At 44.2% G+C, this 21,896-nt stretch carries 22 protein-coding genes and 1 pseudogene; 5 read left to right on the top strand and 18 right to left on the bottom strand.

Features of this window, described 5'->3' with window-relative positions; genetic code table 11:
- Positions 1-170 precede the first annotated feature (170 nt).
- Positions 171-761: a DNA-directed RNA polymerase subunit delta gene (rpoE, locus tag FZ954_RS09760; protein ID WP_015604416.1), complete on the bottom strand. Its 591-nt coding sequence runs from the start codon at positions 759-761 to the stop codon at positions 171-173.
- 257 nt (positions 762-1,018) lie between these two features.
- Between rpoE and FZ954_RS09765 the strand changes: the two genes are divergently transcribed.
- Positions 1,019-1,984: an aromatic acid exporter family protein gene (locus FZ954_RS09765; RefSeq protein ID WP_148878234.1), complete on the top strand. Its 966-nt coding sequence runs from the start codon at positions 1,019-1,021 to the stop codon at positions 1,982-1,984.
- Positions 1,985-2,063: 79 nt separating this feature from the next.
- Here FZ954_RS09765 and FZ954_RS09770 read toward each other — a convergent pair whose 3' ends face one another.
- The 7 genes and pseudogenes from FZ954_RS09770 to pnp all read right to left on the bottom strand — a co-directional run bounded on the left by FZ954_RS09770 (position 2,064) and on the right by pnp (position 10,318).
- A complete protein-coding gene (locus FZ954_RS09770) occupies positions 2,064-3,911 on the bottom strand; it encodes an APC family permease (RefSeq protein WP_148878235.1) in 1,848 nt (615 codons plus the stop codon).
- Positions 3,912-4,199: 288 nt separating this feature from the next.
- On the bottom strand, positions 4,200-4,592 hold the full coding sequence (locus FZ954_RS09775) for a Mini-ribonuclease 3 (protein ID WP_002908701.1): 393 nt from the start codon (positions 4,590-4,592) through the stop codon (positions 4,200-4,202).
- Positions 4,585-5,928 (bottom strand): cysteine--tRNA ligase, encoded by a 1,344-nt coding sequence (gene cysS / locus FZ954_RS09780; RefSeq protein ID WP_148878236.1) that lies wholly within the window; start codon positions 5,926-5,928, stop codon positions 4,585-4,587. The genes FZ954_RS09775 and cysS overlap by 8 nt, the downstream gene beginning before the upstream one ends.
- A 17-nt stretch (positions 5,929-5,945) precedes the next feature.
- Entirely contained in the window at positions 5,946-6,467 is a 522-nt protein-coding gene (locus FZ954_RS09785; protein WP_148878237.1) for a dihydrofolate reductase family protein, read from the bottom strand.
- 8 nt (positions 6,468-6,475) lie between these two features.
- Positions 6,476-7,239, bottom strand: a pseudogene (locus FZ954_RS09790) (nucleoside phosphorylase).
- A 174-nt stretch (positions 7,240-7,413) separates the two neighbouring features.
- The gene (gene cysE / locus FZ954_RS09795) at positions 7,414-8,031 is read right to left on the bottom strand and encodes a serine O-acetyltransferase (RefSeq protein WP_005591130.1); all 618 of its coding nucleotides are present in this window, start codon (positions 8,029-8,031) and stop codon (positions 7,414-7,416) included.
- Between the two features lie 88 nt (positions 8,032-8,119).
- Positions 8,120-10,318, bottom strand: a complete 2,199-nt coding sequence (gene pnp / locus FZ954_RS09800) for a polyribonucleotide nucleotidyltransferase (RefSeq protein WP_148878238.1) — start codon at positions 10,316-10,318, stop codon at positions 8,120-8,122.
- Between the two features lie 367 nt (positions 10,319-10,685).
- Here pnp and pepF point away from each other — a divergent pair, with 367 nt between their 5' ends.
- Positions 10,686-12,482, top strand: coding sequence for an oligoendopeptidase F (pepF, locus tag FZ954_RS09805; protein WP_148878239.1), 1,797 nt, complete (start codon positions 10,686-10,688; stop codon positions 12,480-12,482).
- An 86-nt stretch (positions 12,483-12,568) separates the two neighbouring features.
- Here the strand turns inward: pepF and FZ954_RS12015 are convergent, their stop codons facing one another.
- Entirely contained in the window at positions 12,569-12,913 is a 345-nt protein-coding gene (locus FZ954_RS12015; protein WP_062006265.1) for a hypothetical protein, read from the bottom strand.
- 230 nt (positions 12,914-13,143) lie between these two features.
- Between FZ954_RS12015 and FZ954_RS09815 the strand changes: the two genes are divergently transcribed.
- Positions 13,144-13,812 (top strand): MIP/aquaporin family protein, encoded by a 669-nt coding sequence (locus FZ954_RS09815; protein ID WP_148878240.1) that lies wholly within the window; start codon positions 13,144-13,146, stop codon positions 13,810-13,812.
- A gap of 89 nt (positions 13,813-13,901) precedes the next feature.
- Here the strand turns inward: FZ954_RS09815 and trxA are convergent, their stop codons facing one another.
- Both trxA and FZ954_RS09825 read right to left on the bottom strand, forming a co-directional pair.
- A complete protein-coding gene (gene trxA / locus FZ954_RS09820; RefSeq protein ID WP_001029581.1) occupies positions 13,902-14,216 on the bottom strand; it encodes a thioredoxin in 315 nt (104 codons plus the stop codon).
- Between the two features lie 14 nt (positions 14,217-14,230).
- Entirely contained in the window at positions 14,231-14,452 is a 222-nt protein-coding gene (locus FZ954_RS09825; RefSeq protein WP_148878241.1) for a DUF4649 family protein, read from the bottom strand.
- Between the two features lie 226 nt (positions 14,453-14,678).
- Between FZ954_RS09825 and hslO the strand changes: the two genes are divergently transcribed.
- Both hslO and dusB read left to right on the top strand, forming a co-directional pair.
- On the top strand, positions 14,679-15,551 hold the full coding sequence (gene hslO / locus FZ954_RS09830) for an Hsp33 family molecular chaperone HslO (protein ID WP_061910981.1): 873 nt from the start codon (positions 14,679-14,681) through the stop codon (positions 15,549-15,551).
- On the top strand, positions 15,538-16,515 hold the full coding sequence (gene dusB, locus FZ954_RS09835; protein WP_045497813.1) for a tRNA dihydrouridine synthase DusB: 978 nt from the start codon (positions 15,538-15,540) through the stop codon (positions 16,513-16,515). The genes hslO and dusB overlap by 14 nt, the downstream gene beginning before the upstream one ends.
- A 58-nt stretch (positions 16,516-16,573) precedes the next feature.
- On the opposite strand, the gene FZ954_RS09840 is transcribed toward dusB, so the two are convergent.
- From FZ954_RS09840 to FZ954_RS09870, 7 genes are all read right to left on the bottom strand, one after another.
- Positions 16,574-17,344, bottom strand: a complete 771-nt coding sequence (locus FZ954_RS09840; RefSeq protein ID WP_148878242.1) for a hypothetical protein — start codon at positions 17,342-17,344, stop codon at positions 16,574-16,576.
- Positions 17,345-17,578: 234 nt separating this feature from the next.
- Positions 17,579-18,367 (bottom strand): NUDIX hydrolase, encoded by a 789-nt coding sequence (locus tag FZ954_RS09845; protein WP_148878243.1) that lies wholly within the window; start codon positions 18,365-18,367, stop codon positions 17,579-17,581.
- A gap of 54 nt (positions 18,368-18,421) precedes the next feature.
- The gene (gene pnuC, locus FZ954_RS09850) at positions 18,422-19,237 is read right to left on the bottom strand and encodes a nicotinamide riboside transporter PnuC (protein ID WP_148878244.1); all 816 of its coding nucleotides are present in this window, start codon (positions 19,235-19,237) and stop codon (positions 18,422-18,424) included.
- Positions 19,238-19,258: 21 nt separating this feature from the next.
- Positions 19,259-20,317, bottom strand: coding sequence for an AAA family ATPase (locus FZ954_RS09855; RefSeq protein WP_148878245.1), 1,059 nt, complete (start codon positions 20,315-20,317; stop codon positions 19,259-19,261).
- A gap of 185 nt (positions 20,318-20,502) precedes the next feature.
- On the bottom strand, positions 20,503-20,904 hold the full coding sequence (locus FZ954_RS09860) for a DUF4430 domain-containing protein (protein WP_125407362.1): 402 nt from the start codon (positions 20,902-20,904) through the stop codon (positions 20,503-20,505).
- On the bottom strand, positions 20,888-21,370 hold the full coding sequence (locus tag FZ954_RS09865; protein ID WP_125383462.1) for an ECF transporter S component: 483 nt from the start codon (positions 21,368-21,370) through the stop codon (positions 20,888-20,890). The genes FZ954_RS09860 and FZ954_RS09865 overlap by 17 nt, the downstream gene beginning before the upstream one ends.
- 85 nt (positions 21,371-21,455) lie before the next feature.
- On the bottom strand, positions 21,456-21,896 hold the full coding sequence (locus tag FZ954_RS09870) for a GNAT family N-acetyltransferase (RefSeq protein WP_148878246.1): 441 nt from the start codon (positions 21,894-21,896) through the stop codon (positions 21,456-21,458).

Consider the following 21,896-nt stretch of genomic DNA (forward strand, 5'->3'; position numbering starts at 1 on the left):
GATAATATGATTCTACAAGAAAATCTTCTCCTTCAGGGGGCATTCCTCCATCCTGTCTATTTTATCCCCTAACTGGTACCTAACAAAAATATCTATGACATCTCAGGGACTTTTTATGACATGTTAGAACGCAAAAACAACTGCTTCAAAAAGCAGTTGTTTCTTGATTATTATTCTTCATCTTCAACATCCTGATCATCGTCAGAATATTCATCATCTTCTTCATTTAACTCAACTTCTTCGCCGAGATCATCTGGAGCTATTTCATTGATTTCAGCATCGTAGGCTTCAACCTCACTCTTTTCATCATCTGGATTGTCTTCATCGTATGAAAGAGCTGGATCCTCTTCATATGAGTCCTCATCTTCAGGATCATCATCGCTGTAATCAATTGCATCTTCGTCGCCGTCCATAAAGGCATTAACGCGTTTTTTCTTGCGTTTCTTAGGCTCGTCTTCCTCGTCCGTTTCTTCCAAAGCGATGATTTCTTCATCGACTTCGTCAATCGCATACCAAGAACGAAGACCCCATTTATTGTCACCAAGTGGAATGAAACTGCCATCTACATTCAGTTCTGTATAAAATAGAGGCAGCGCTTCTCGGATTTCGCTATTTGATTTTTCCAGATAATTTTGAATTTCATTGACAAGCTCATCGAAATACATTTCATGGTCACGCCCGCGCAATTCTAAGATGGCACGTGCTACCTCAATCATTGAAAGCTCACTTTTTTCTTGTCCTGCAAATACTTCTAATTCCAAAGTTATTCTCCTTAAGATTACACAGGCATTTAGCCAGGCATTTTTTCGCTACTTTCTATTGTACGATAAATTTGCCGTCTAGTCAAAAAAATTTCACCTAGGCCATCCGACTTTTCAACTCCAGGCATTCTACCATAATCGTAACATCTATGGAGCAGCACCTTTCTGCAATTTTTAAACATTGACATATTATGCTCACATGTATACGGCTAATCATGTGGTATAATAGATAAAACTTTATAAATAGAAAGAAGCTTATGCCTCTCCTCCAACGCACCATCAAACTAGCTCTTGCAACATGTCTTGCTGCGGCTCTAGCTGCTTTTTTAGGTTTAAGCAATGCTATATCAGCCGGTATTATTGCTATTCTCAGCGTTTCCGACACCCGCAGAAGCACGATCAAACTAGCCCGTAACCGCCTCTTATCTACTATTTTAGCACTAGCCATCGGGAGCTTATCTTTCATCCTTCTAAGATTTAACCTTTGGAGCTTAGGGATTTATATCCTGCTCTACGTTCCCTTAGCTTATCTCTTTGGCTGGGAAATAGGCATCACCCCCAGCACAGTTTTGGTCACTCATCTACTGCTGGCCCATTCTGTTTCTTGGTCTCTTTTAGCCAATGAAATGGCTGTCTTCCTCATCGGAACGGGATTCGCTCTTCTGGCTAATTTATATATGGCTTCAAACCAGCAAGATATTGACAACTATCATATTCAAGTTGAAGAGCAACTGAAGAAAATTCTACTGCGTTTTGAATATTTCTTGAAAGCTGGTGACGGCCGAAACGATGCGACTCTAATAAAGGAACTAGATACTATCCTTCAAGAAGCCTTAGAACTGGTCTATCTGGACCATTCCAACCATCTCTTTCATCAGACCAACTACCATATTCATTATTTTGAAATGCGCCAGGCTCAGAATCGCATTCTAGAAGACATGGCAGGAAATATCAACAATTGCCAATTGGCAGCCAGTGAGAGCTTGATTTTAGCCCGTTTGTTTTCCAAGACAGCCCAGCAACTTAGTCAAGAAAATCCCGCTCACGAACTAGTTGAAGAAATCGAAATCTGCTTGGCTGTCTTTCGCGAACGCCCACTTCCTAAGACTCGGCAAGAATTTGAAACCCGCGCTACACTTCTGCAACTTTTACGAGACTTGGAAACTTTTATTAAGATTAAAGTAGAATTTTATCAAAATTACCAAAAAGTACAAGCAAATTAGCTCTGCGCCTTTTCCAATAGATAATAAAAGGAGTTGAAAAATCTTCAACTCCTTTTTCTCATTCAGTAAAGGCATTCGCTCATTCTTTTAAGTGATAAGAATAACTTGCAACCACGACATCCTCATACCATTTCAAATAGTATTTTAATTTTAAACTCATCTGGTTATGCAAGACATTTTGCCATCTCTTTTTAGGTATAAACTGAGGTACTAGGACTGTCACTGTTCGTCCTTCTTTTTTGGCTCTCTTGGCCACTTTAATCACATACTGAACTGTCGGACTGATGATATTGCGATAGCTAGTTGTGACTGTCTCGAAGCGAATATCTGGGAAGTAGTCAGCAAATTCCTCGGCGACTTCAGCATCTTTTTCAGCAGTTTCTGCTGTAGAAACGTGCATTGCCACAACTTCATCTCCGATGCTGCGAGCATAGCTCATCGCTCCTACACTGACTCTGGTAACATTCCCGACCAAAACAATTACTGTATTACCAGTGTAGTTCTGACGCTCAATGTGGTCATGCAATCTCAACTGTTTAGCAACTCTATTATAATGCTGCTTGATAGATAAGAACAGCCAAGTCAAGACGATGATAATAGGAAAGAAAGGCCAAATATCTTGAAGACGGAACAAGAGCAAGATAAGGACAATCCCATAACAAATGATCGCACCAAGGATATTCGCAATCGAATGCTTCAAGAAATTATTTCCATATTTTTTCTTCCAATGGACAACCATACCGGTCTGGGAGAGTGCAAAGGGCACGAACACACCAATCGTGTACAGGGGAATCAAGCGTTCTGTATTTCCCTTAAAGATGAACAAAAGAGCAATGGCACCAAAAGCCAGGGTGAAAATGCCATTAGAATAGCTGAGCCGATCTCCTTTTTCCATGTACATATGTGGCATGTATTTGTTCTTAGCCATATTGTAGGAGAGCATGGGAAAGGCTGAAAAACCTGTATTGGCTGCCACTGCTAAGATCAAAGCAGTCGACAATTGGAAAACATAGAACAAGATACGACCAAGGGGAGAAGCCCCCAAAATCGCTTGCGCCATCTGAGCCAAGGTCGTTACACCTTTGACAGGCACGATGCCAATCCAATAATTCAAGAAGGTAATGCCCGCAAACATGATTCCTAGGATTAAAGCCATAATTGATAGGGTGGCTGCGGCATTATGAGCTTTTGGTTTCTTGAAAAAGGGAACCGAATTGGAAATAGCTTCCACTCCTGTCAAGGAAGCAGAGCCGCTGGTGAAAGCACGAAGCAGCAAGATCAAACTTACTCCAGTAATCGGACTACCAATGCTCGCAGTTGCGTGATAGTCTAAATTTCCTGTCAGGATTTGCACAAAACCAAAACCAATCAACAATAAGGTGCTGACAATAAAAAGATAGACAGGAATCATCAAGGAAGTGGCCGATTCTTTTAATCCTCGGAGATTCATTAGCATCAACAAGAGAACTAAGAAAATGGAAATATGTAAATTGTAAGGATGTAAGACGGGAATTGCAGAGGTAATTGCGTCCGCTCCAGAAGCGACCGAAACGGCTACCGTCAACATGTAATCTACCAGTAAGCTTCCGCCAGCGATCAAGCCTGCCGTTGGAGATAGATTTTCTGTCGTCACCATATAAGCTCCTCCTCCTTGAGGATAAGCATGAATGACCTGACGATAGGAAATCGTCAAACTCGCTAATAGAATCAAGACGACAATTCCTATGGGAAGCGACCACCAAATGGCACCAACAGAAACTGAAGTCAAGACCAAAACAACCTGCTCTGGTCCATAAGCAATCGAAGATAAAGCGTCACTGGAGAGCATGGCTAAAGCTTGCATCTTAGTCAATAAATGGCCATCTTCGCCCTCTTTTCCAGATTTTAATGGGCGTCCAATAAAAAAGCCTTTTAACTTGGAAAACATAAGTTCCTCCTTTAAAAACATGAGCCATTCTACTCCTTTTCAGAAAACATGTCAATACTTTTCTGAAAATAAATTTCAATCCCCTACTTTTCATCCAATAATATATTTAAAGTTTCAAACTCAATCTTCTATAAAATTTTCCAGTTTTTCTTGAGACAGCATGCTTGTTTATATGGGAGTATCAAAAAAACGAGCTTTATGTAAAACTCGTCTTTGATATATAAATTTCTTAATTTAGTGATTGTTAATAAAAGAGTTCAATCTCAGAATAAATAAGATAGCAGCGAATCAAAACGAAGCCTCAATCTTCCGAATACACCAGTCAATCAGCTCTTCCAGTCGCTCAATGGCTTCGGTCATATGCAGGTAGCCCATGACTGCCTCAAAGCCGGTAGACATCCGGTAGGTGACGATGTCCGTATTCTTAGCCTTGGTGTGGCTGTTGGCATTGCGGCCGCGCTTGTAAATATCCTCTTCCTTCTCCGTCAGAATCCCTTCTTCCAGCATGAGAGAGATGAGATTAGCCTGAGCCTTGGCAGAAACGTACTTGGTCGCTTCCCTGTGCAGCTGATTTGGCTTGGTCAAACCTTGAAAAATCAGGTGACGCCGGATATACATGGAGTAGACAGCATCTCCCTCAAAGGCGAGGGCAATGCCGTTAATCAGGTTGACATCAGTCACGTGTCCACCTCACTCCGTCCTTAGTATCTAAGAGCTTGATGCCCTGAGCGGCCAATTCATCCCGAATACGGTCTGCAGTCGCAAAGTCCCGATTAGCCCGCGCTGCCTGGCGTTCCTCAATCAAGCGCTCAATGTCCGCATCCAGGACTTCTTCTACAAAGACGATACCGAAAACTTCTAAGAGCTTGGCAAAGGCTTCCTTAACTTCAGCGGTGTAATTGCCAGAGTTGATCCACTTGGCTAGCTCGAAGACAACCGTGATACCGTTAGCCGCATTGAAATCTTCGTCCATAGCGGCAGTGAATTTGTCCAGAAAGGCCTGAAGCTGAGCCGAATCTGCCTGACCAATGAAAGGCTGCTCATAGGTGTTTTTCAAATATTTGAGATTGGTCGCTGCATCATGAACAGCCTTTTCTGTGAAATTAATGGGCTTGCGGTAATGCTGGGTAGCAAAGAAGAAACGCAGCACCTGACCATCAATGGTCTTGAGGGCATCGTGAACAGTGATAAAATTACCTAGAGACTTGGACATCTTGACGTCATCAATATTGACAAAGCCATTGTGCATCCAGTAGTTGGAAAAAGTCTGACCAGTCTTGGCCTCTGACTGGGCGATTTCATTAGTATGGTGAGGAAACTCAAGGTCGGCACCACCACCGTGGATATCAATGGTATCGCCCAAAATCTCTGTCGACATGACCGAACACTCGATATGCCAACCCGGACGACCAGGTCCCCAAGGACTATCCCAAGAAATCTCACCTGGTTTAGCAGCTTTCCAAAGGGCAAAGTCTACAGGATTTTCCTTGCGGGCGGTCTCCTCATCTGTCCGACCAGAAGCACCCAACTCCAAGTCTGTCAAGGTTTTGTTGGCTAGTTTGGCATAATTGTGAGACTTTTCGACGCGGAAATAGACGTCCCCCTCTGACTCATAAGCGTAGCCCTTGTCAATCAAATCCTCCACAAAGCGGATGATGTCAGCCATAAACTCCACAACACGCGGATGACGAGTTGCAGGTTTTACACCTAAAGCAGTCACATCTTCACGAAAGGCAGCAATATACTTGTCAGCCACCTCTTGAGGCGTGATGCCTTCTTCCTTGGCCCGATTGATAATCTTATCATCTACATCTGTAAAATTGGAAATATAATTGACCTCAAATCCCCGATACTCAAAATAGCGACGAACCGTGTCAAAAGCTACTGTTGAGCGGGCATTGCCGACATGGATATAGTTATAAACCGTCGGACCGCAGACATACATGCGAACCTTGCCCTCCTCAATGGGCACAAATTCACGTAGGCTGCGGGTCATGGTGTCGTAAATTTTAATCATGCGGTCCACTCCCTTCTCTATTTCTGACTTTTTCGGCTGAAAACCAGCTCTGCAACAGGGCCAAATTGTCTGAGGCTATCCAGTTGGTAAAAGCGCTGCCCTTCCTCTTGAGTAAAGAGGGGAACCCCCTTTCCTAGGATAAGGGGCGCTATCTGAATAATGAGGTGGTCGAAAAGATCCGCATCCAAGAGCGGTCCTACCAAGGAATTACCACCAATCACAAAGACATTTTTGCCTTTGTCAATCTGGTGAACAAAGTCCACCACATCCCCAGCTACTGGCTGGTAATTGCTGACAGGCAGATGCCTATCATGCGTAAAGACATAGTTTTCCGTAGCTTGATAAAAACTTTCTACATCTTGCAAATCTTGGATTTCCTCAAAGGTCCGCTTGCCCATGATGGTGATATCCATTTGCCTGTAAAAGTCATCATAGCCTGTATCCTCTACAGAACCAAGCCGATGCAGCCAGTCTATCCTGTGCTGGCTGTCTGCCAAGTAGCCATCCATGGTGATACAGCCGTAAAAATATACTGCCATTCTTGTAGTTACCTTTCTAGTTCCTTTGCTATTGTCAAAGCGATAGTGAAAAAAGTCATGGTATCAGCTGTCCGCTCTTCATGGCGGGCACCCAGATTCGGTTATGATGATCCACATAGTCAGCTGTGTAGAAGAATTGATAGACCTTGGTCTTGCGAAATTGGCTCCAAGCCATGATGGCCGAAGCTTCCATGTCCACCACTTGGGCACCAGCAGCCAAGCGACGCTTGACCTTATCAGGCGTTTCCCGATAAAAGGCATCAGTCGTCCAAGACTTGGTGCGGATATGCTCAATATCGTACTTGTCAAAGATAACTTCAAGCTTAACTAACAGAGACGCGTCATAAGCGACTTCATCACCCGGTTGGGCATAGTGGTAGCTAGTGCCTTCATCTCGCAAAGCAGCAGCCGGCAGGATGATCTTATCCGCTTCAATTGAGCGGTCCAAAACGCCACAGGAACCTAGAATGATGAAATTTTTGAAGCCTCTGGCCGCCAACTCCTCCAGCTGGCCAACTATCATGGGAGCCCCAATCGGAGCCAACATAACTGCTAGCTTGCTAGGTCCTTGGCTATAAATATACCATGGATGCTGTCCGTTTATGCTTTTCAAATAGCCTCCTGGATAGACTTCTTCTGACTCAATCAAACGTTCCAGAATTTCTCCATTAAAGGACAGGATGATGGTTTCGCATACCTCACCCTTGTCATGGACTGGCTTTTCAGTTGGCTCAATGACTGCTGCTACATCTTCAAATTCCTCTAATAGCATAACTTCACTTTCTTTAAGACTTCAGCAAATCCAGCTTCATCTTTTCTATGCGGCGCAGTTTGGTCTCATCTTTTCGGCTTCACTTACAGTGAGCCCATTGGGTTACAGTTTGCCAAATTACTCCTTGGCAAGACCTCCTAAAGTATCTTGTTAGCTGTCCAAAATTGGCCTTTCTTAGAGCTCCGACGAATGGTGGCTGGCTTCACGGGCATGCTCCAGCTTATCCAAATAATATTCTCGCTGTTCTTCCACCTCGTGGATGGTTGGCTCATCTTTCTGACCATGAACACGCACGATCTTAGCCGGGATACCAACTACGGTTACATCACTAGGTACATCTGCCACAACAACTGCTCCAGCTCCAACCTTGGCATTTTCACCAATTTCAACTGGGCCAATGACTTGAGCATGAGCAGAGACCAAGGCGCCCCGACGCACAGTCGGATGTCGTTTCCCTGTATCTTTACCAGTACCGCCTAAGGTCACGCCATGATACAGAAGCGCACCCTTTTCCACGATGGCCGTTTCACCGATAACCAATCCACCACCATGGTCAATGAAAACACCTGACTCAATCTGAGCACCTGGATGAATCTCAATCTGAGTCCAAAAGCGCCAAAATTGACTGTGCATGCGTGCCAGTAGCTTAAAGCCTCTCTTCCAGAGGAAATGAGAAAGACGGTGGGCTGCCAAGGCCTTGACACCTGGATAAGTCAGAATGACCTCCAGCGAAGTACGAGCAGCTGGATCATTTTCTTTTACAATCTCAATGGCTTCTTTCCACCAGCCCATCTTCTTCTCCTTTCATTAGGTAAAATAAGGGAGCAGGCCCTACACAAAGAAATTTGTAAGGTAATCGAGCCTGATCACTCCCTTTTCATTATTCTTCCGATTTAGTTTTAGGGGCGTCTTCATGTTTCTTATGAAAATGCCCTTTTTCCTGATGTTTATCGTGGTCTCTCTTTGGCTTGTCAGGCTTAGGCGGACGTGGCAAGAGAGCTTTCATAGACGCATCTACACGGCCTTTTTCATCAATTTTAATGACCTTAACATCGACAAAATCACCAATTTGTACCAAGTCTTCGACATTGTTGGTTCGAGTCCAAGCCATTTCAGAGATGTGAACGAGGGCATCGGTCTTGTCAAAGAGATTGACAAAGGCACCAAATTTCTCAATCCGAACAACCTTGGCATGGTAAACTTCATCCACTTTTGCTTCGCGAACCAAACCAGCAATGATTTCCTTAGCACGGTTAATAGCCGCTTGATCACTAGAGTAGATAGATACATTACCCTCTTCATCAATGTCAATCTTAACACCAGTCTCAGCGATGATCTTATCAATGGTTTCCCCACCTTTTCCGATGACAATCTTAATCTTGTCCACATCAATCTTGATGGTATCGATTTTCGGAGCAGTTGGAGCCAACTCAGGACGCGGAGCTGGAATCGTCGCTTCAATCAAGTCCAGAATTTCAAAGCGGGCTTTCTTAGCCTGAGCCAAAGCTTCTGTCAGGATCTCTGCTGTAATTCCTTCAATCTTGATATCCATCTGCAGGGCGGTAATCCCTTCGCGGGTACCAGCTACCTTAAAGTCCATGTCGCCAAAATGGTCTTCCAAACCTTGAATGTCCGTCAGAACCGTATAGTTGCTGCCATCTGAAATTAAGCCCATGGCAATTCCGGCAACTGGCGCCTTAATCGGCACACCACCGGCCATCAGGGCCAAAGTACCCGCACAGATAGAGGCTTGGGAGGAAGAGCCGTTCGACTCCAAGACTTCTGCTACCAGACGGATCGCGTAAGGAAACTCTTCCAAGCTAGGCAAGACTTGCTCCAAGGCACGCTCCCCAAGAGCACCGTGTCCGATTTCACGACGGCCAGGAGCCCCATAACGGCCTGTCTCACCGACAGAGTATTGTGGGAAGTTATAGTGGTGCATGAAGCGTTTCTTGTATTCTGGATCCAAGCCGTCCACAATTTGCGTTTCGCCCATTGGAGCTAGTGTTAGGACAGACAAGGCTTGGGTTTGCCCGCGAGTAAAGAGACCAGAACCATGCACGCGCGGCAGGTAATCCACTTCCGCATCCAGCGGACGGATTTCATCAACCTTACGACCATCAGGACGGATCTTGTCTTCTGTAATCAAACGACGCACTTCTGCATGCTCCATTTGCTCCAAGATTTCTGCCACATCACGCATGATACGGTCGAATTCTTCGTGGTCCGCGTATTTCTCTTCATAGACTGCTGTGACTTGGTCTTTGACAGCCTGAGTTGCGGCTTCACGCGCCAGCTTTTCTTCTACCTGAACAGCCTTTTGCAAGTCGCTGTTGTAGGCTGCGATAATCTCTGCCTGCAGCTCTTCATCAACATGCAACAATTCTACTTCTGCTTTTTCCTTGCCGACTGCTGCGACAATTTCTTCTTGGAAGGCAATCAATTCTTTGACTGCTTCGTGCCCTTTGAGAAGAGCTTCCAGCATGACATCTTCAGACAGTTCCTTGGCTCCAGATTCTACCATGTTGATAGCTTCTTTGGTACCAGCCACTGTCAGTTCCAAAAGTGAAACTTCTTTTTGTTCCTTACTAGGGTTGATGATGAATTCACCATCTACATAACCAACTTGAACTCCTGCGATCGGGCCGTTAAAAGGAATATCTGAGATAGAAAGAGCCAGAGAGCTACCGAACATAGCAGCCATTTGAGGCGAAGCATCTTCGTCATAAGAAAGAACGGTATTGATAACCTGAACTTCATTGCGGAAGCCTTCCGCAAACATAGGACGAATCGGACGGTCAATCAAGCGGGCAGTCAAAGTCGCATCTGTTGACGGACGACCTTCGCGCTTGTTAAAGCCGCCAGGATATTTCCCAGCTGCATACATTTTTTCCTCATAATTGACCTGCAATGGGAAAAAGTCACCAGTAGCCATCTTTTTGGACATGGTCGCCGCAGTTAAAACGGTACTTTCTCCATATCGAACAACGGCGCTGCCATTTGCCTGTTTTGCAACCTGACCGGTTTCAACTACCAGCTCACGACCTGCAAAAACGGTTTTAAAAACTTGTTTTGTCATAAAGACTCCTTGCCGAGCACATGCTCAAATTTTTTCATACGCCTTGGCTACAAAGATCAAGATACTAAGCCTTTAAACAACTTATCGGACGTGTTCGGTTAGCACTTCGACTTTAATTTCATGGTCTTAGTAGCTTCTTATATCCTCATCTTTGTATCAAGCACGTACAGACCCTATTTTACCACAATTTCAGCCAAAAGAAAAAGGATGGAAATAGCTTTTTTCTATAAAATTACTGAAAATCTAGTTTTCTTTTTTATAAACAGACAGGTGAAATCATATTTCCCTATTTTTTTCCTATAAGCAAGGCATTCTAAAGGATTTTTTGCTATACTGAATATAGCTATTTAATCAAAAGGAGTAAACTATGGAACAAAAACATCGTTCTGAATTTCCAGAAAATGAACTCTGGGACCTAACGGCCCTTTACCAAGATCAAGAGGACTTCCTGCGGGCCATCGAAAAGGCCAGAGAGGACATCCAAAAATTCGTCCGTGATTACCAAGGCAAGCTTAACACTTTCGAAGATTTTGAGCGGGCATTTGCTGAGTTAGAGCAGATTTATATCCAAATCAGCCACATCGGTAACTACGGTTTTATGCCACAGACCACTGACTATGGCGACGAGAGCTTTGCGCAGATTGCCCAAGCAGCCATGGAGTTTGAGACCGAGGCCAATGTCGCACTCAGCTTCTTTGACGACGCCCTAGTCGGCGCAGACGAGGCTGTCTTGGAGAAACTAGGCCAAGAGCCCCATCTGACCTCAGCCATCCGCCAGGCTAAAATCAAAAAAGCCCACTATTTGGGTGCAGATGTCGAAAAAGCCTTGACCAACCTAGGTGAAGTCTTTTACAGTCCACAGGATATTTACACCAAGATGCGGGCTGGCGACTTTGCCATGGCTGACTTTGAAGTAGACGGCAAAGTTTACAAAAACAGCTTTGTCACCTATGAGAATTTCTACCAAAACCATGAAAACGCAGAAATTCGCGAAAAGTCTTTCCGCTCTTTCTCTGAAGGCCTTCGTAAACACCAAAATGCCGCTGCAGCTGCCTATCTGGCTCAGGTCAAGTCTGAAAAACTGCTGGCTGACATGAAGGGCTATGACTCTGTCTTTGACTACTTGCTGGCAGAGCAGGAAGTTGATCGCTCTATGTTTAACCGGCAGATTGACTTGATTATGAGCGAATTTGCCCCAGTAGCTCAGAAATACCTCAAGCATGTCGCTAAGGTAAACGGACTTGAAAAAATGACTTTTGCCGACTGGAAGCTGGACTTGGACAGCGAGCTCAATCCCGAAGTCAGCATTGATGACGCCTATGACCTCGTCATGAAGTCAGTCGAGCCACTCGGACAAGAGTATTGTCAAGAAGTTGCCCGCTACAAGGAAGAACGCTGGGTTGACTTTGCGGCCAATGCCGGAAAGGACTCTGGAGGCTATGCTGCGGATCCTTATCGGGTTCACCCTTATGTCCTGATGAGCTGGACTGGCCGTATGAGTGATGTCTATACTCTGATTCACGAGATTGGCCACTCCGGTCAGTTTATCTTCTCTGACAATCACCAAAGCTATTTCAACGCCCACATGTCCACCTACTATGTGGAAGCGCCATCTACCTTTAATGAGCTCCTGCTCAGTGATTATCTGGAACGCCAGTTTGATAACCCTCGCCAGAAACGCTTTGCCCTGGCTCACCGTCTGACGGATACTTACTTCCATAACTTCATTACTCACTTGCTGGAAGCTGCCTTCCAACGCAAGGTCTATACTTTGATTGAAGAAGGCGGAACCTTCGGCGCAAGCAAACTCAACGCTATCATGAAAGAAGTCTTGACAGAATTTTGGGGCGATGCCGTTGAGATTGACGACGACGCTGCCCTGACTTGGATGCGCCAAGTCCACTATTACATGGGACTTTACAGCTACACTTACTCCGCAGGCTTGGTCATCTCTACCACCGGTTACCTACACCTGAAAAATGACGAAAATGGTGCCCGAGACTGGCTTGAGCTACTCAAATCTGGCGGCAGCAAGACTCCGCTTGAGTCAGCTATGATTATCGGAGCAGATATTTCGACAGACAAACCACTCCGCGACACGATTCAATTTCTATCTGATACTGTTGAGCAGATTATTGCCTACAGTAAAGAGTTGGAGGAATAAAAACAAGACTGAGACAAAAATGTCTCAGTCTGTTTTTACATGATTCAATTAAATCTGCTCCTAAAATGAAATTTGAAGCTAAATTTTTAAAAAAGGTTGAAGAAATATAGATAAACCAAAATATAGATTGTAAAACAGACGCTAAATATAAGCCACCTTATCCAGAACTGTGACTTACTATAATTTTTAGCACGTAGGAGGCCAATAAAGAACCAGATAAGCCCCCAAAAAAACATTCCCAGCAGTTGAGGAGCATAGTAAGAAATCAAAACCAAGCAAAAAAGGACAAAGCTTAATACAGCCATGATGCTTTTTTCTGTTATTTGCGACCTAGGAATCATCCAGCCCACAAAGAAACAGAAAATCGGCACCGCAATAAACGGAGTAAAAACCATCAAAATAAAGCCAAACTGCGATAATGACTCAAGCATAAACAGCGCCCTTTCTATACCTTGTAGAATATCGTTAATTTACCTTCTTCCTATTATAACCTAAAAACTATATTTTCCAACAAAAAAACTGAAAGATAGACCATTTACTCTATTTTTCCTGTAATAAACAAAGGATATTCCAGCCAAAATATATGTTCAGAGCACTTTTCTTGAATCCACCTGTTTGTTTTGATAGACTAATACATAGATTTTTTTAAAGGAGATAGAAAATGAAAAAATTTGTCGCTGAATTAATCGGTACATTCATGCTTGTGTTCATCGGAACAGGAGCTGTTGTTTTTGGAAATGGTGTTGAAGGTCTTGGACACCTTGGAATTGCTTTAGCATTTGGCTTGGCAATCGTAGTCGCAGCTTTCTCAATCGGAACTGTTTCAGGTGCTCACTTGAACCCAGCTGTTTCAATCGCTATGTTTGTAAACAAACGCTTGTCATCAAAAGACCTTGTCAACTACATCCTTGGACAAGTGGTTGGAGCTTTCCTTGCGTCAGGCGCAGTCTTCTTCCTCTTGGCAAACTCAGGCATGTCAACTGCTAGTCTTGGTGAAAATGCCTTGGCAAACGGTGTAACTGCCTTCGGTGGTTTCCTGTTTGAAGTCATCGCAACTTTCTTGTTTGTTTTAGTGATCATGACCGTGACTTCAGAAAGCAAGGGAAATGGTGCGATTGCTGGTTTGGTGATTGGTTTGTCATTGACAGCTATGATCCTTGTGGGATTGAACATCACTGGACTTTCAGTGAACCCAGCTCGTAGCTTAGCGCCTGCTGTCTTGGTAGGTGGCGCAGCCCTTCAACAAGTATGGATTTTCATCCTTGCCCCAATCGTAGGTGGTGTTCTTGCAGCTCTTGTTGCTAAAAACTGCCTTGGAACAGAAGAATAAGAAACAAAAAGAGTCCTGTCCTCAGTTTGAGAAACAGGGCTTTTTCTATGCAAAAACACTCCCCGTTTCGAATGGGAAGTGCTTTGATTTTAACTTAATTCAGCAACGATGGCCTTGATTTGTTCCGCTGTGTGAACACCAGCGACTTGCTTGACCACTTGTCCATCTTTCTTAAAGAGAAGGGTTGGGATAGACATGATTCCAAAGGCACGAGCTGTGTTTGGATTTTCATCAACGTCCATTTTGACGATTTTCAAGACATCTTCTGAAAGTTCCTCAGACAATTTATCCAAGATTGGACCTTGCATACGACATGGGCCACACCAAGTTGCCCAGAAGTCTACCAAGACCAAACCGTCTTTTGTTTCTTGTTCAAATGTTGCATCTGTAATTGCTTTTGCCATTGTAGTTCTCCTTTTTACTTATATTGGCTCAAATCCTGTTTCATCAGGAAAAAGTAAACATCTCCATAAGTCCCATGGTAGCCCAAATCATGACCATTATAAACTAACTTTTTAACTGGATGATAATCCGCTACCCCGATCAGGCAGGCCTGCTGGGATAGTTCAAACTCCTCATAAGACTCGAAAGTTATCTTCCGTTCTGACTTAGCTGCATCTAGATAAGTAATTTCAATCATATGCTCTCCTTTTTGATTCCATTCGTAATTTATGATTTAATTGTAACCAAAAATGTTACATTTGTCAAATCAAACGCATCCGCCACTGCTAGATCGCCTCTAAATTCTGATTAATCATCTTCTCCTTTTGCTTGACTTGATTCTAGCACAATGTAAAGAAGAAATCTGAAAGAAAAACAAGCACAAAGGCTACGTTTGTTTTTATTTTTGTGTTACAATAAAGGGTATGGACAAAATTATTAAAACTATCTCAGAAAACGGTTCTTTCCGTGCTTATGTGCTGGATAGCACAGAGACGGTTCGGACCGCTCAAGAAAAACATCAAACTCAAGCAAGTTCTACCGTGGCACTCGGCCGCACACTGATTGCCAGCCAGATTTTGGCGGCTAATGAAAAGGGCCAGACTAAGATTACCGTCAAGGTTCTTGGTAGCAGCTCGCTAGGCGCAATCATCACCGTGGCAGATACCGAGGGCAATGTCAAGGGCTATGTGCAAAATCCCGGTGTGGATATTAAAAAGACAGCCACTGGCGAAGTTCTAGTTGGTCCCTTTGTCGGCTCTGGTCAATTTTTGGTTATCACGGACTACGGTACTGGCAATCCCTACAATTCTATGACACCACTCATCTCTGGTGAAATCGGCGAAGACCTGGCCTTCTACCTAACCGAAAGTCAGCAAACTCCTTCTGCCGTTGGCCTCAATGTTCTCTTAGATGAGCATGATAAAGTCAAGGTTGCTGGCGGTTTCTTGGTACAGGCTCTGCCTGGTGCCAAGGAAGCTGATATTGCTCGCTTTGAGAAGCGGATCCAAGAAATGCCTGCTATCTCAAAACTGCTAGAATCCGATGACCATATCGAAGCTCTACTGGCTGCTATTTATGGAGACGAACCCTACAAACGCCTGTCTGAAGAAGAAATCCGCTTCCAGTGCGACTGCAGCAAAGAGCGCTTCTTGAATGCCTTGGCTACCCTGCCAAAGGCTGACTTAGAAGAAATGCGTGACCAAGACCACGGAGCTGAAATCATCTGTCAATTCTGCCAGACAGCCTACCACTTTGACCAAAATGACTTGGAGGAACTGATTCGTGACAAATCTTAATACCCCTTTTATGATTGGAAATGTTGAAATTCCCAACCGTACGGTTCTGGCGCCTATGGCTGGTGTAACCAACTCTGCTTTCCGAACCATTGCCAAAGAGCTAGGAGCAGGCCTGGTCGTGATGGAAATGGTCTCTGACAAGGGCATCCAGTACAACAACGAAAAAACCCTTCACATGCTTCACATCGATGAAGGCGAAAATCCCGTTTCTATCCAGCTTTTCGGTAGCGACGAGGACAGTTTAGCCCGCGCAGCGGAATTTATCCAAGAAAACACCAAGACGGATATCGTCGATATCAACATGGGCTGCCCAGTCAACAAAATCGTCAAAAACGAAGCTGGTGCTATGTGGCTCAAGGATCCTGAGAAAATCTATAAAATCATCAACAAGGTCCAGTCCGTTCTAGATATTCCTCTGACAGTCAAGATGCGGACAGGTTGGTCCGACAGCTCACTGGCTGTAGAAAATGCTCTGGCAGCCGAAGCGGCTGGCGTTTCAGCCTTGGCCATGCACGGCCGCACCCGTGAGCAAATGTATACTGGTCATGCTGACCTTGAGACCTTGCACGATGTGGCCCAAGCTCTTACCAAGATTCCTTTCATTGCCAACGGTGATATCCGCAGCGTGCAAGAAGCTAAACAACGCATCGAAGAAGTCGGCGCTGACGCTGTCATGATTGGCCGTGCAGCTATGGGAAATCCCTACCTCTTCAATCAAATCAACCACTACTTTGAAACAGGAGAAATCCTCCCTGATTTGACTTTTGAGGACAAGATGAAAATCGCCTACGAACATTTGAAACGATTGATTAACCTCAAAGGGGAAAATGTCGCAGTTCGTGAATTCCGCGGACTCGCTCCTCACTACCTTCGTGGGACATCTGGTGCAGCTAAACTTCGCGGTGCCATTTCACAGGCCAGCACATTGGCAGAGATCGAGGAACTCTTGCAACTCCAACATTAAAGAAATAAAAAAGGAAGCATCTACAAAGGTGCCTCCTTTTTTGCAAATTTCTTTTTTCTTATTTGATCAATTGAACACTAGCTACTTTACCGTCAGCGCCAGTAGTGATTTGGATGCCCAATCTAGGAGCAGATGGATCAGCAGAACCCAGCTGAGCTGTATAGCGACCATCATCCAAAGTATAGGCATATGAAGCAACATGGTAAGTATTGACAGTTCCATTCGCTGACTTGACGCTAAATTGTCCGCCTGCTGAAACAGTCACTGTACTACCTCCTGCATCTGTCCAACTGCCAGCAGCTGCAGAGAAATCTCCATCCACCATATTCAAAACGCCTTTATAGCGAGCATTTGTTTCTGCCTGCTTGTTTTGAAGCTGACGATCAGTGGCTGGATTTTGAGCTGGTTGACTCGGTTGGGCTGGCTGAGTTGCTTGATTTGGTTTAGTTGGTTTAGTTGGTTGAGTCGGCGTAGCTTGTTGACTAGGAGCTTGTTGAGATTGGCTTGGTTGAGCCTGTGTATTTTGTTGACTTTGAACTTGCTGATCCACTCCTTGTTGTGTTTGGTTTTGTGAAGGTTGAACAGATTCCACAGCTTTCTGTACTTGTTCTGCTTGCCCTACTGTTTTATTTGAAGAAGCATTGCTGCTGGCTTTTGGAGCGCTGCTAGCCTTACTAGATGAGGCAACTTTAGAGCTAGAAGAAGTTTGTACTGTCTTATTAGCACTTGCGCTAGTCTTGGTTTCTTCTTTGTGACCACAAGCCCCTAAAAGTAAGCTAGAAGCTAGAACAGTAGCAGCCATCAATTTTGTATAAGTCTTAGTTTTCATTTTTTCTTCTCCTTTGTAACACTTGGAAATCTTTTTGTAATATTATTGTAACACTCGTAATAAAGTATGTCAACTAGATAAATGGAATTTTTCAAAAAATTTTGAAGCAAATAGCAACCAGAACTTAGGCCTCCTCTCTTCCTCAGCAGATATGTAGCTACTTTTATATTCGTAAAGAAAATAAAAAAGCAGAACATTTTTGTCCTGCAAGTAAACTATATCATCAATTTTCTTTTAATCCGATTTTTCTGTCTTCAGTTTATAAACTTTTCTCGGCTTCTTCTTTGGCACGCGCTTAACGCCAGCCTCCTCCAAGTATTCTCCAAATTTTACAAGAAAATTATTGCTGACGATAGGTCGTCTAGGCGTGATGAGATTGACCAGCTCGGTTCCTTCATAGACGGTAAAAGGCGATTCCAGCAAATGGAGAAAAGTTGGATTCCAGTCCAGTCGTCCCTGAATCCGCTTGATAGATTCCAGCAGGATTTGATAGTGGTCAAAGGCAAAGTCCTCTGCTGTCAGGAGCCGTTCACCATCTTTAAAACTACTAGTCTTAAAGTCCACATCAAGAAAGGTGACTTCCTTGGCATCATCACCAGCCTTGACTTGGTTGATAGCGATTGCCGGCAGATAGACCAAATGGGCAATGGTGATAACCCAACCACGCGGATCACGTCCTGGAGTGGAGACCGTCATCAGCTGCTCCACCTTTTCTAGCGGTATCTCGAGATCTACTTCTTCCTTGACCTCGCGAATGCAGGCTTGATAGGCATCCTCATGCTTGTCTACAAAACCTCCAACTAGGGCATATTTATTCTGGTAAGGATGGGCCTTGCGCTTAATAACCAAGAGTTTCAGCTGGCCTTCTATGAAGCAGTAAGCCACCATATCCGCTGTTACGCTGGGTGTCTCATACTTGGGCAAATCCTGTGTCTTGTACCATGCCAAAAAGGCGGACTCATCCGCCATAGTTTCATAGTACTCTTTTTCCGACATTCCCGCTGGGATATCCTGTTTGGTCATGAGTTTTTCTTCCTTTCCTAAGCTATTTTCTATCAAAAAATCTCAAATCTTACTCTAAGCTTTCTTCACTGCCTTGGTCCACTGATACCAGCCAACGATACTATTGAGGGTATAAACCCAGTACATAGCCTGGATATGGAGGTTGCTACCCCACCAGAGATAGATACTGAAGAGATTGGTCGCAATCCAGAAAATCCACTGCTCGCGATAGAGCCCCGTCATGAGAAGCTGGCCGATACCATTGGTCGCATCTGTCACGCTATCACGGAAAGGCCGGTGACTGTGAATGCTCTTATAAGCAAAGCCCATACCAATCCAAATCAAAGCCGTCAAGGCCAAATATTTAAGCCAGCCATGCCAGTCTAACTTCTTAGCTTCGAAATGAGATGGCTCTTCCTTATCTTGTTCATTGACCCGATTGGACAGCCAAGTATAAAGGCCAATCGGCTGCATGATAAAGAAGTAAACCGTAGTCAGCACTTCTCCATAAAAGCTAGCCTGAAAGGACAAAATGAGATAAATCGCCGAATTAACAGCTCCAAAGAGGTAATTGCTGGCCCGCCCCTCAGCTACTAAGATGACGCAGACGATGCCTGTCCAAGAAGCAAAGAGTCCCAGCCAGTCATGCTGCTCTTGACCACTGGTGAACTCCAGAACGAAAGGCAGACTGGAAAGAGCGATCAAGTAGAGCCATTGCGACAAGCTGCGCCCGCCAAATAAATCCTGCCAGAGCAATTTGGCGATACCGCTAAAGCCCTGTTCTTTTGCTGCTGCACAGACATTCTGGAAATTCCGAGCAAAGGTTTGCGATTTTTGTTTTAGTCCTGCGGAGAGAGCTGCAGGAGAGAGTTTTTGATTTTTTACTACCATTCTATTTTACCACTTTCTTTTTTAATCTGCTTGATAAATCTTGTTAATCGCTTCTTTAGCCGCCTGATAATTATCAAAATAACTGCCAGCCAGATAAACCGTCGGAATATGAGCCAAACACTGCTCTTTCAGCTTTTTCAAATAGCTAGAAAAATCACTGCGGATAGCCTCGTCTGCCATGCCCATATCACGAAAACCATCGTTGACATAGGCTCCGACCGGCTCAGCAAAGAGAATCAAATCCCATTTTTCCTTGGACAAAATACTGGCAAAGAGATTGTCAAAAGTATCTGTTTCCTCGTCCTGAACCGGACTTTCTTTCAGATAGTAATCATAGTAAGCCTTGGTTACCAGCGAATTTGTATCAGCCACGACCAGACCGCGGTTGGCGCTGCTATCAATCAAGTGGGAAGTCTGAGCATATTGTCCCAAGAGCAAATAATAGTAGTCTTTAGGGGTCAGTTCATCGTCTCGCACGTTATTTTGAATCTGGTATTCTCGAGCATATTCCAGACTAACCGGAGCATCATAGTAGCGAGCCAAATCCTTAGCCAAGGTCGTTTTACCATTGCTGGCACTACCCATAATCAGCACTTTCTTGGTAAAGTGACGGCGGAAAGGTTGGGCCATATATTTCCAATAACGACTAGGATTTTCCCGAATCATCGTTGCTGAAATCCCAAACTGTCGCTCCTGCAAGGACGTTTTGAAATCACGCTTTTCTAACTCCTCCTGATAGTCAGCCTCTCCGACAAAGAAAATCAGTTCCTCCCGTTCTGCATCATAGCCCACCAACTCTAATAGAGCTGACAGCCACTTGTCCCAACCCAGAGGATAGCGGGGAAAGGAAGTTTCATCTAGCTTATAAACCTGTGTTAACTCATCATCTGCGAAGGTCTCACGCGTATAACGGAATCGCTTCTGCAGAGATAGACCTACTTCCTCGCCACGGTCTCCCTGATAGCCAGAAACCACCACGCGCACCTTGTCGTAAGAACGCTTAGCCTTCTGTATCAAGTCGATATGCCCCTGATGCAAGGGAGCAAAGGTTCCAAAGACGATTGCAATTTGTTTTTTCATAATCTCCCCTTTTTATTATTTTTTATATTTTATTCTTTCTATGGTTCTATTATAAACTATATTTTTCTTTTGTCAATAGGTTTTTATAAAATTTTATAAAAATATTTTTCAGACACTTTAAAACTGCATCAAGGGCACAAAAAAGAACCTAATGCTTTAAGCATCAGATTCTTATTCTACAAGATTTATCGCTGATAGACTTCTTGGTAGAATTCTAGCTTGTCTCCATCCTTGAGCGTGATTTGATTGGCGCCCTTAGGAGCCATTTCTCCATTGACCTTAAACATCCAGTAGAGACCTTTTGCTTCATCCTGAGCATGTCCATCAATCGAAGTGATAAAACCTTCTTTTTCTTCGACCTTATAGGCCTTCTTCAAAGCATCCATCGCTGTTTTTCCTTCTTCAACAGCCACCGTTTTCTCGCTCTTCTCCTGACCTTCTGGTGCAATACTGATGCTGATTTTCAGTTCTTTTTTGACGGAAGAAGTAGCCGAACTAGAGCTGGTATCAGTTTTTGTTTGGCTATTGCTACAACCCACTAAGAAGAGAGCAAAGGCAAGCGTAAGTAAGCTAAAGATTTTTTTCATGATAAAGTCTCCTTAAAATAAAATACAAAATAGGATAGAAGAGCATCGTGGACCAGGCGTGGGCTAGATTGAAGCCCACTCCCGCTGCCACATAGGTCCACCAAGGCATTTGATAAAGCAAGGCTGTGATACCATCAATCACAAGACCATAGCTAAAGGCTAAAAGCAAGGCCAACATACTCTGGCCAAACAAGCCTAGTCGCCGATACAGTAGGTACCATAGGAAAATAACCACCGTAAAGGATAAGATCTGGAAAAGAACCCATGGTCCCATTCCAAAGAGGAAAGAAGATACAAAGATACTGATAGACATGACTAGAAGAGAGCCCTTCAAGTCCTCAAAATCCACCAAGAGAAAATACAGCGCTGTAATCGGCTTGATATTGGGCAGACCAGCAAAAGCATAACGAAGCACGACGCAGACAGCCGCCAGAAGAGCTATTCGAGCAAGATAACGAAGAGACACAGTTTCTGCCTTTCTAAACGATATTCTTCAGTATGATAACACGGTTCTGATTAGCCTAGCAAGAATGCCAAGTGAATCAGCTTTTTTATGTATCCTGTCGAATCATCTCCGTTAGCCCTTGATCTCGGTAAAGCAGATCATTTCTAACTGAAAATCCCAGTTCCTGCCAAAAACGGTTGCCCAGTTCATTTCTTTCAAAAACGACCAGCGATACTTTATGGATACCAAGTCTTTTCACTGCTGACAAGGCCTGTTCGACCAGAGCTTTGCCTACTCCTTTTCTACGAAAATATGGATGGACAGCTGTATGATAAATGTACGCTCTACGTCCATCTGTGCCAACTAGAATAGCACCTATAAAGCTCTCCCCTTCCAAGGCAACCAGACAGGTCTCAGGATTGCGCTTCAAAAAGCGGGCAATCCCTTCTTCAGAGTCATCTAAGTTATTGAGCCCCATACCAGCGCAAGAGAGCCACAGCTGGTAAACAGAGGCATAATCCTTTTCTGTCATCACACGAATTTCCAT

It is taken from the genome of Streptococcus sp. Marseille-P7375 (genome assembly GCF_902460365.1).
GTDB lineage: Bacteria > Bacillota > Bacilli > Lactobacillales > Streptococcaceae > Streptococcus > Streptococcus cristatus_I.

What these genes read in the sequence shown, in the direction of transcription:
- FZ954_RS12015 (WP_062006265.1), bottom strand. Translation starts at nt 12,913, where the DNA reads ATGCTTGAGTCATTATCGCAGTTTGGCTTTATTTTGATGGTTTTTACT.
- FZ954_RS09765 (WP_148878234.1), top strand. Translation starts at nt 1,019, where the DNA reads ATGCCTCTCCTCCAACGCACCATCAAACTAGCTCTTGCAACATGTCTT.
- FZ954_RS09845 (WP_148878243.1), bottom strand. Translation starts at nt 18,367, where the DNA reads ATGACCAAACAGGATATCCCAGCGGGAATGTCGGAAAAAGAGTACTAT.
- FZ954_RS09815 (WP_148878240.1), top strand. Translation starts at nt 13,144, where the DNA reads ATGAAAAAATTTGTCGCTGAATTAATCGGTACATTCATGCTTGTGTTC.
- hslO (WP_061910981.1), top strand. Translation starts at nt 14,679, where the DNA reads ATGGACAAAATTATTAAAACTATCTCAGAAAACGGTTCTTTCCGTGCT.
- FZ954_RS09860 (WP_125407362.1), bottom strand. Translation starts at nt 20,904, where the DNA reads ATGAAAAAAATCTTTAGCTTACTTACGCTTGCCTTTGCTCTCTTCTTA.
- FZ954_RS09770 (WP_148878235.1), bottom strand. Translation starts at nt 3,911, where the DNA reads ATGTTTTCCAAGTTAAAAGGCTTTTTTATTGGACGCCCATTAAAATCT.
- FZ954_RS09785 (WP_148878237.1), bottom strand. Translation starts at nt 6,467, where the DNA reads ATGGCAGTATATTTTTACGGCTGTATCACCATGGATGGCTACTTGGCA.
- FZ954_RS09840 (WP_148878242.1), bottom strand. Translation starts at nt 17,344, where the DNA reads ATGAAAACTAAGACTTATACAAAATTGATGGCTGCTACTGTTCTAGCT.
- cysE (WP_005591130.1), bottom strand. Translation starts at nt 8,031, where the DNA reads ATGGGCTGGTGGAAAGAAGCCATTGAGATTGTAAAAGAAAATGATCCA.
- FZ954_RS09855 (WP_148878245.1), bottom strand. Translation starts at nt 20,317, where the DNA reads ATGAAAAAACAAATTGCAATCGTCTTTGGAACCTTTGCTCCCTTGCAT.
- pnuC (WP_148878244.1), bottom strand. Translation starts at nt 19,237, where the DNA reads ATGGTAGTAAAAAATCAAAAACTCTCTCCTGCAGCTCTCTCCGCAGGA.
- pepF (WP_148878239.1), top strand. Translation starts at nt 10,686, where the DNA reads ATGGAACAAAAACATCGTTCTGAATTTCCAGAAAATGAACTCTGGGAC.
- cysS (WP_148878236.1), bottom strand. Translation starts at nt 5,928, where the DNA reads ATGATTAAAATTTACGACACCATGACCCGCAGCCTACGTGAATTTGTG.
- FZ954_RS09870 (WP_148878246.1), bottom strand. Translation starts at nt 21,896, where the DNA reads ATGGAAATTCGTGTGATGACAGAAAAGGATTATGCCTCTGTTTACCAG.
- trxA (WP_001029581.1), bottom strand. Translation starts at nt 14,216, where the DNA reads ATGGCAAAAGCAATTACAGATGCAACATTTGAACAAGAAACAAAAGAC.
- FZ954_RS09825 (WP_148878241.1), bottom strand. Translation starts at nt 14,452, where the DNA reads ATGATTGAAATTACTTATCTAGATGCAGCTAAGTCAGAACGGAAGATA.
- pnp (WP_148878238.1), bottom strand. Translation starts at nt 10,318, where the DNA reads ATGACAAAACAAGTTTTTAAAACCGTTTTTGCAGGTCGTGAGCTGGTA.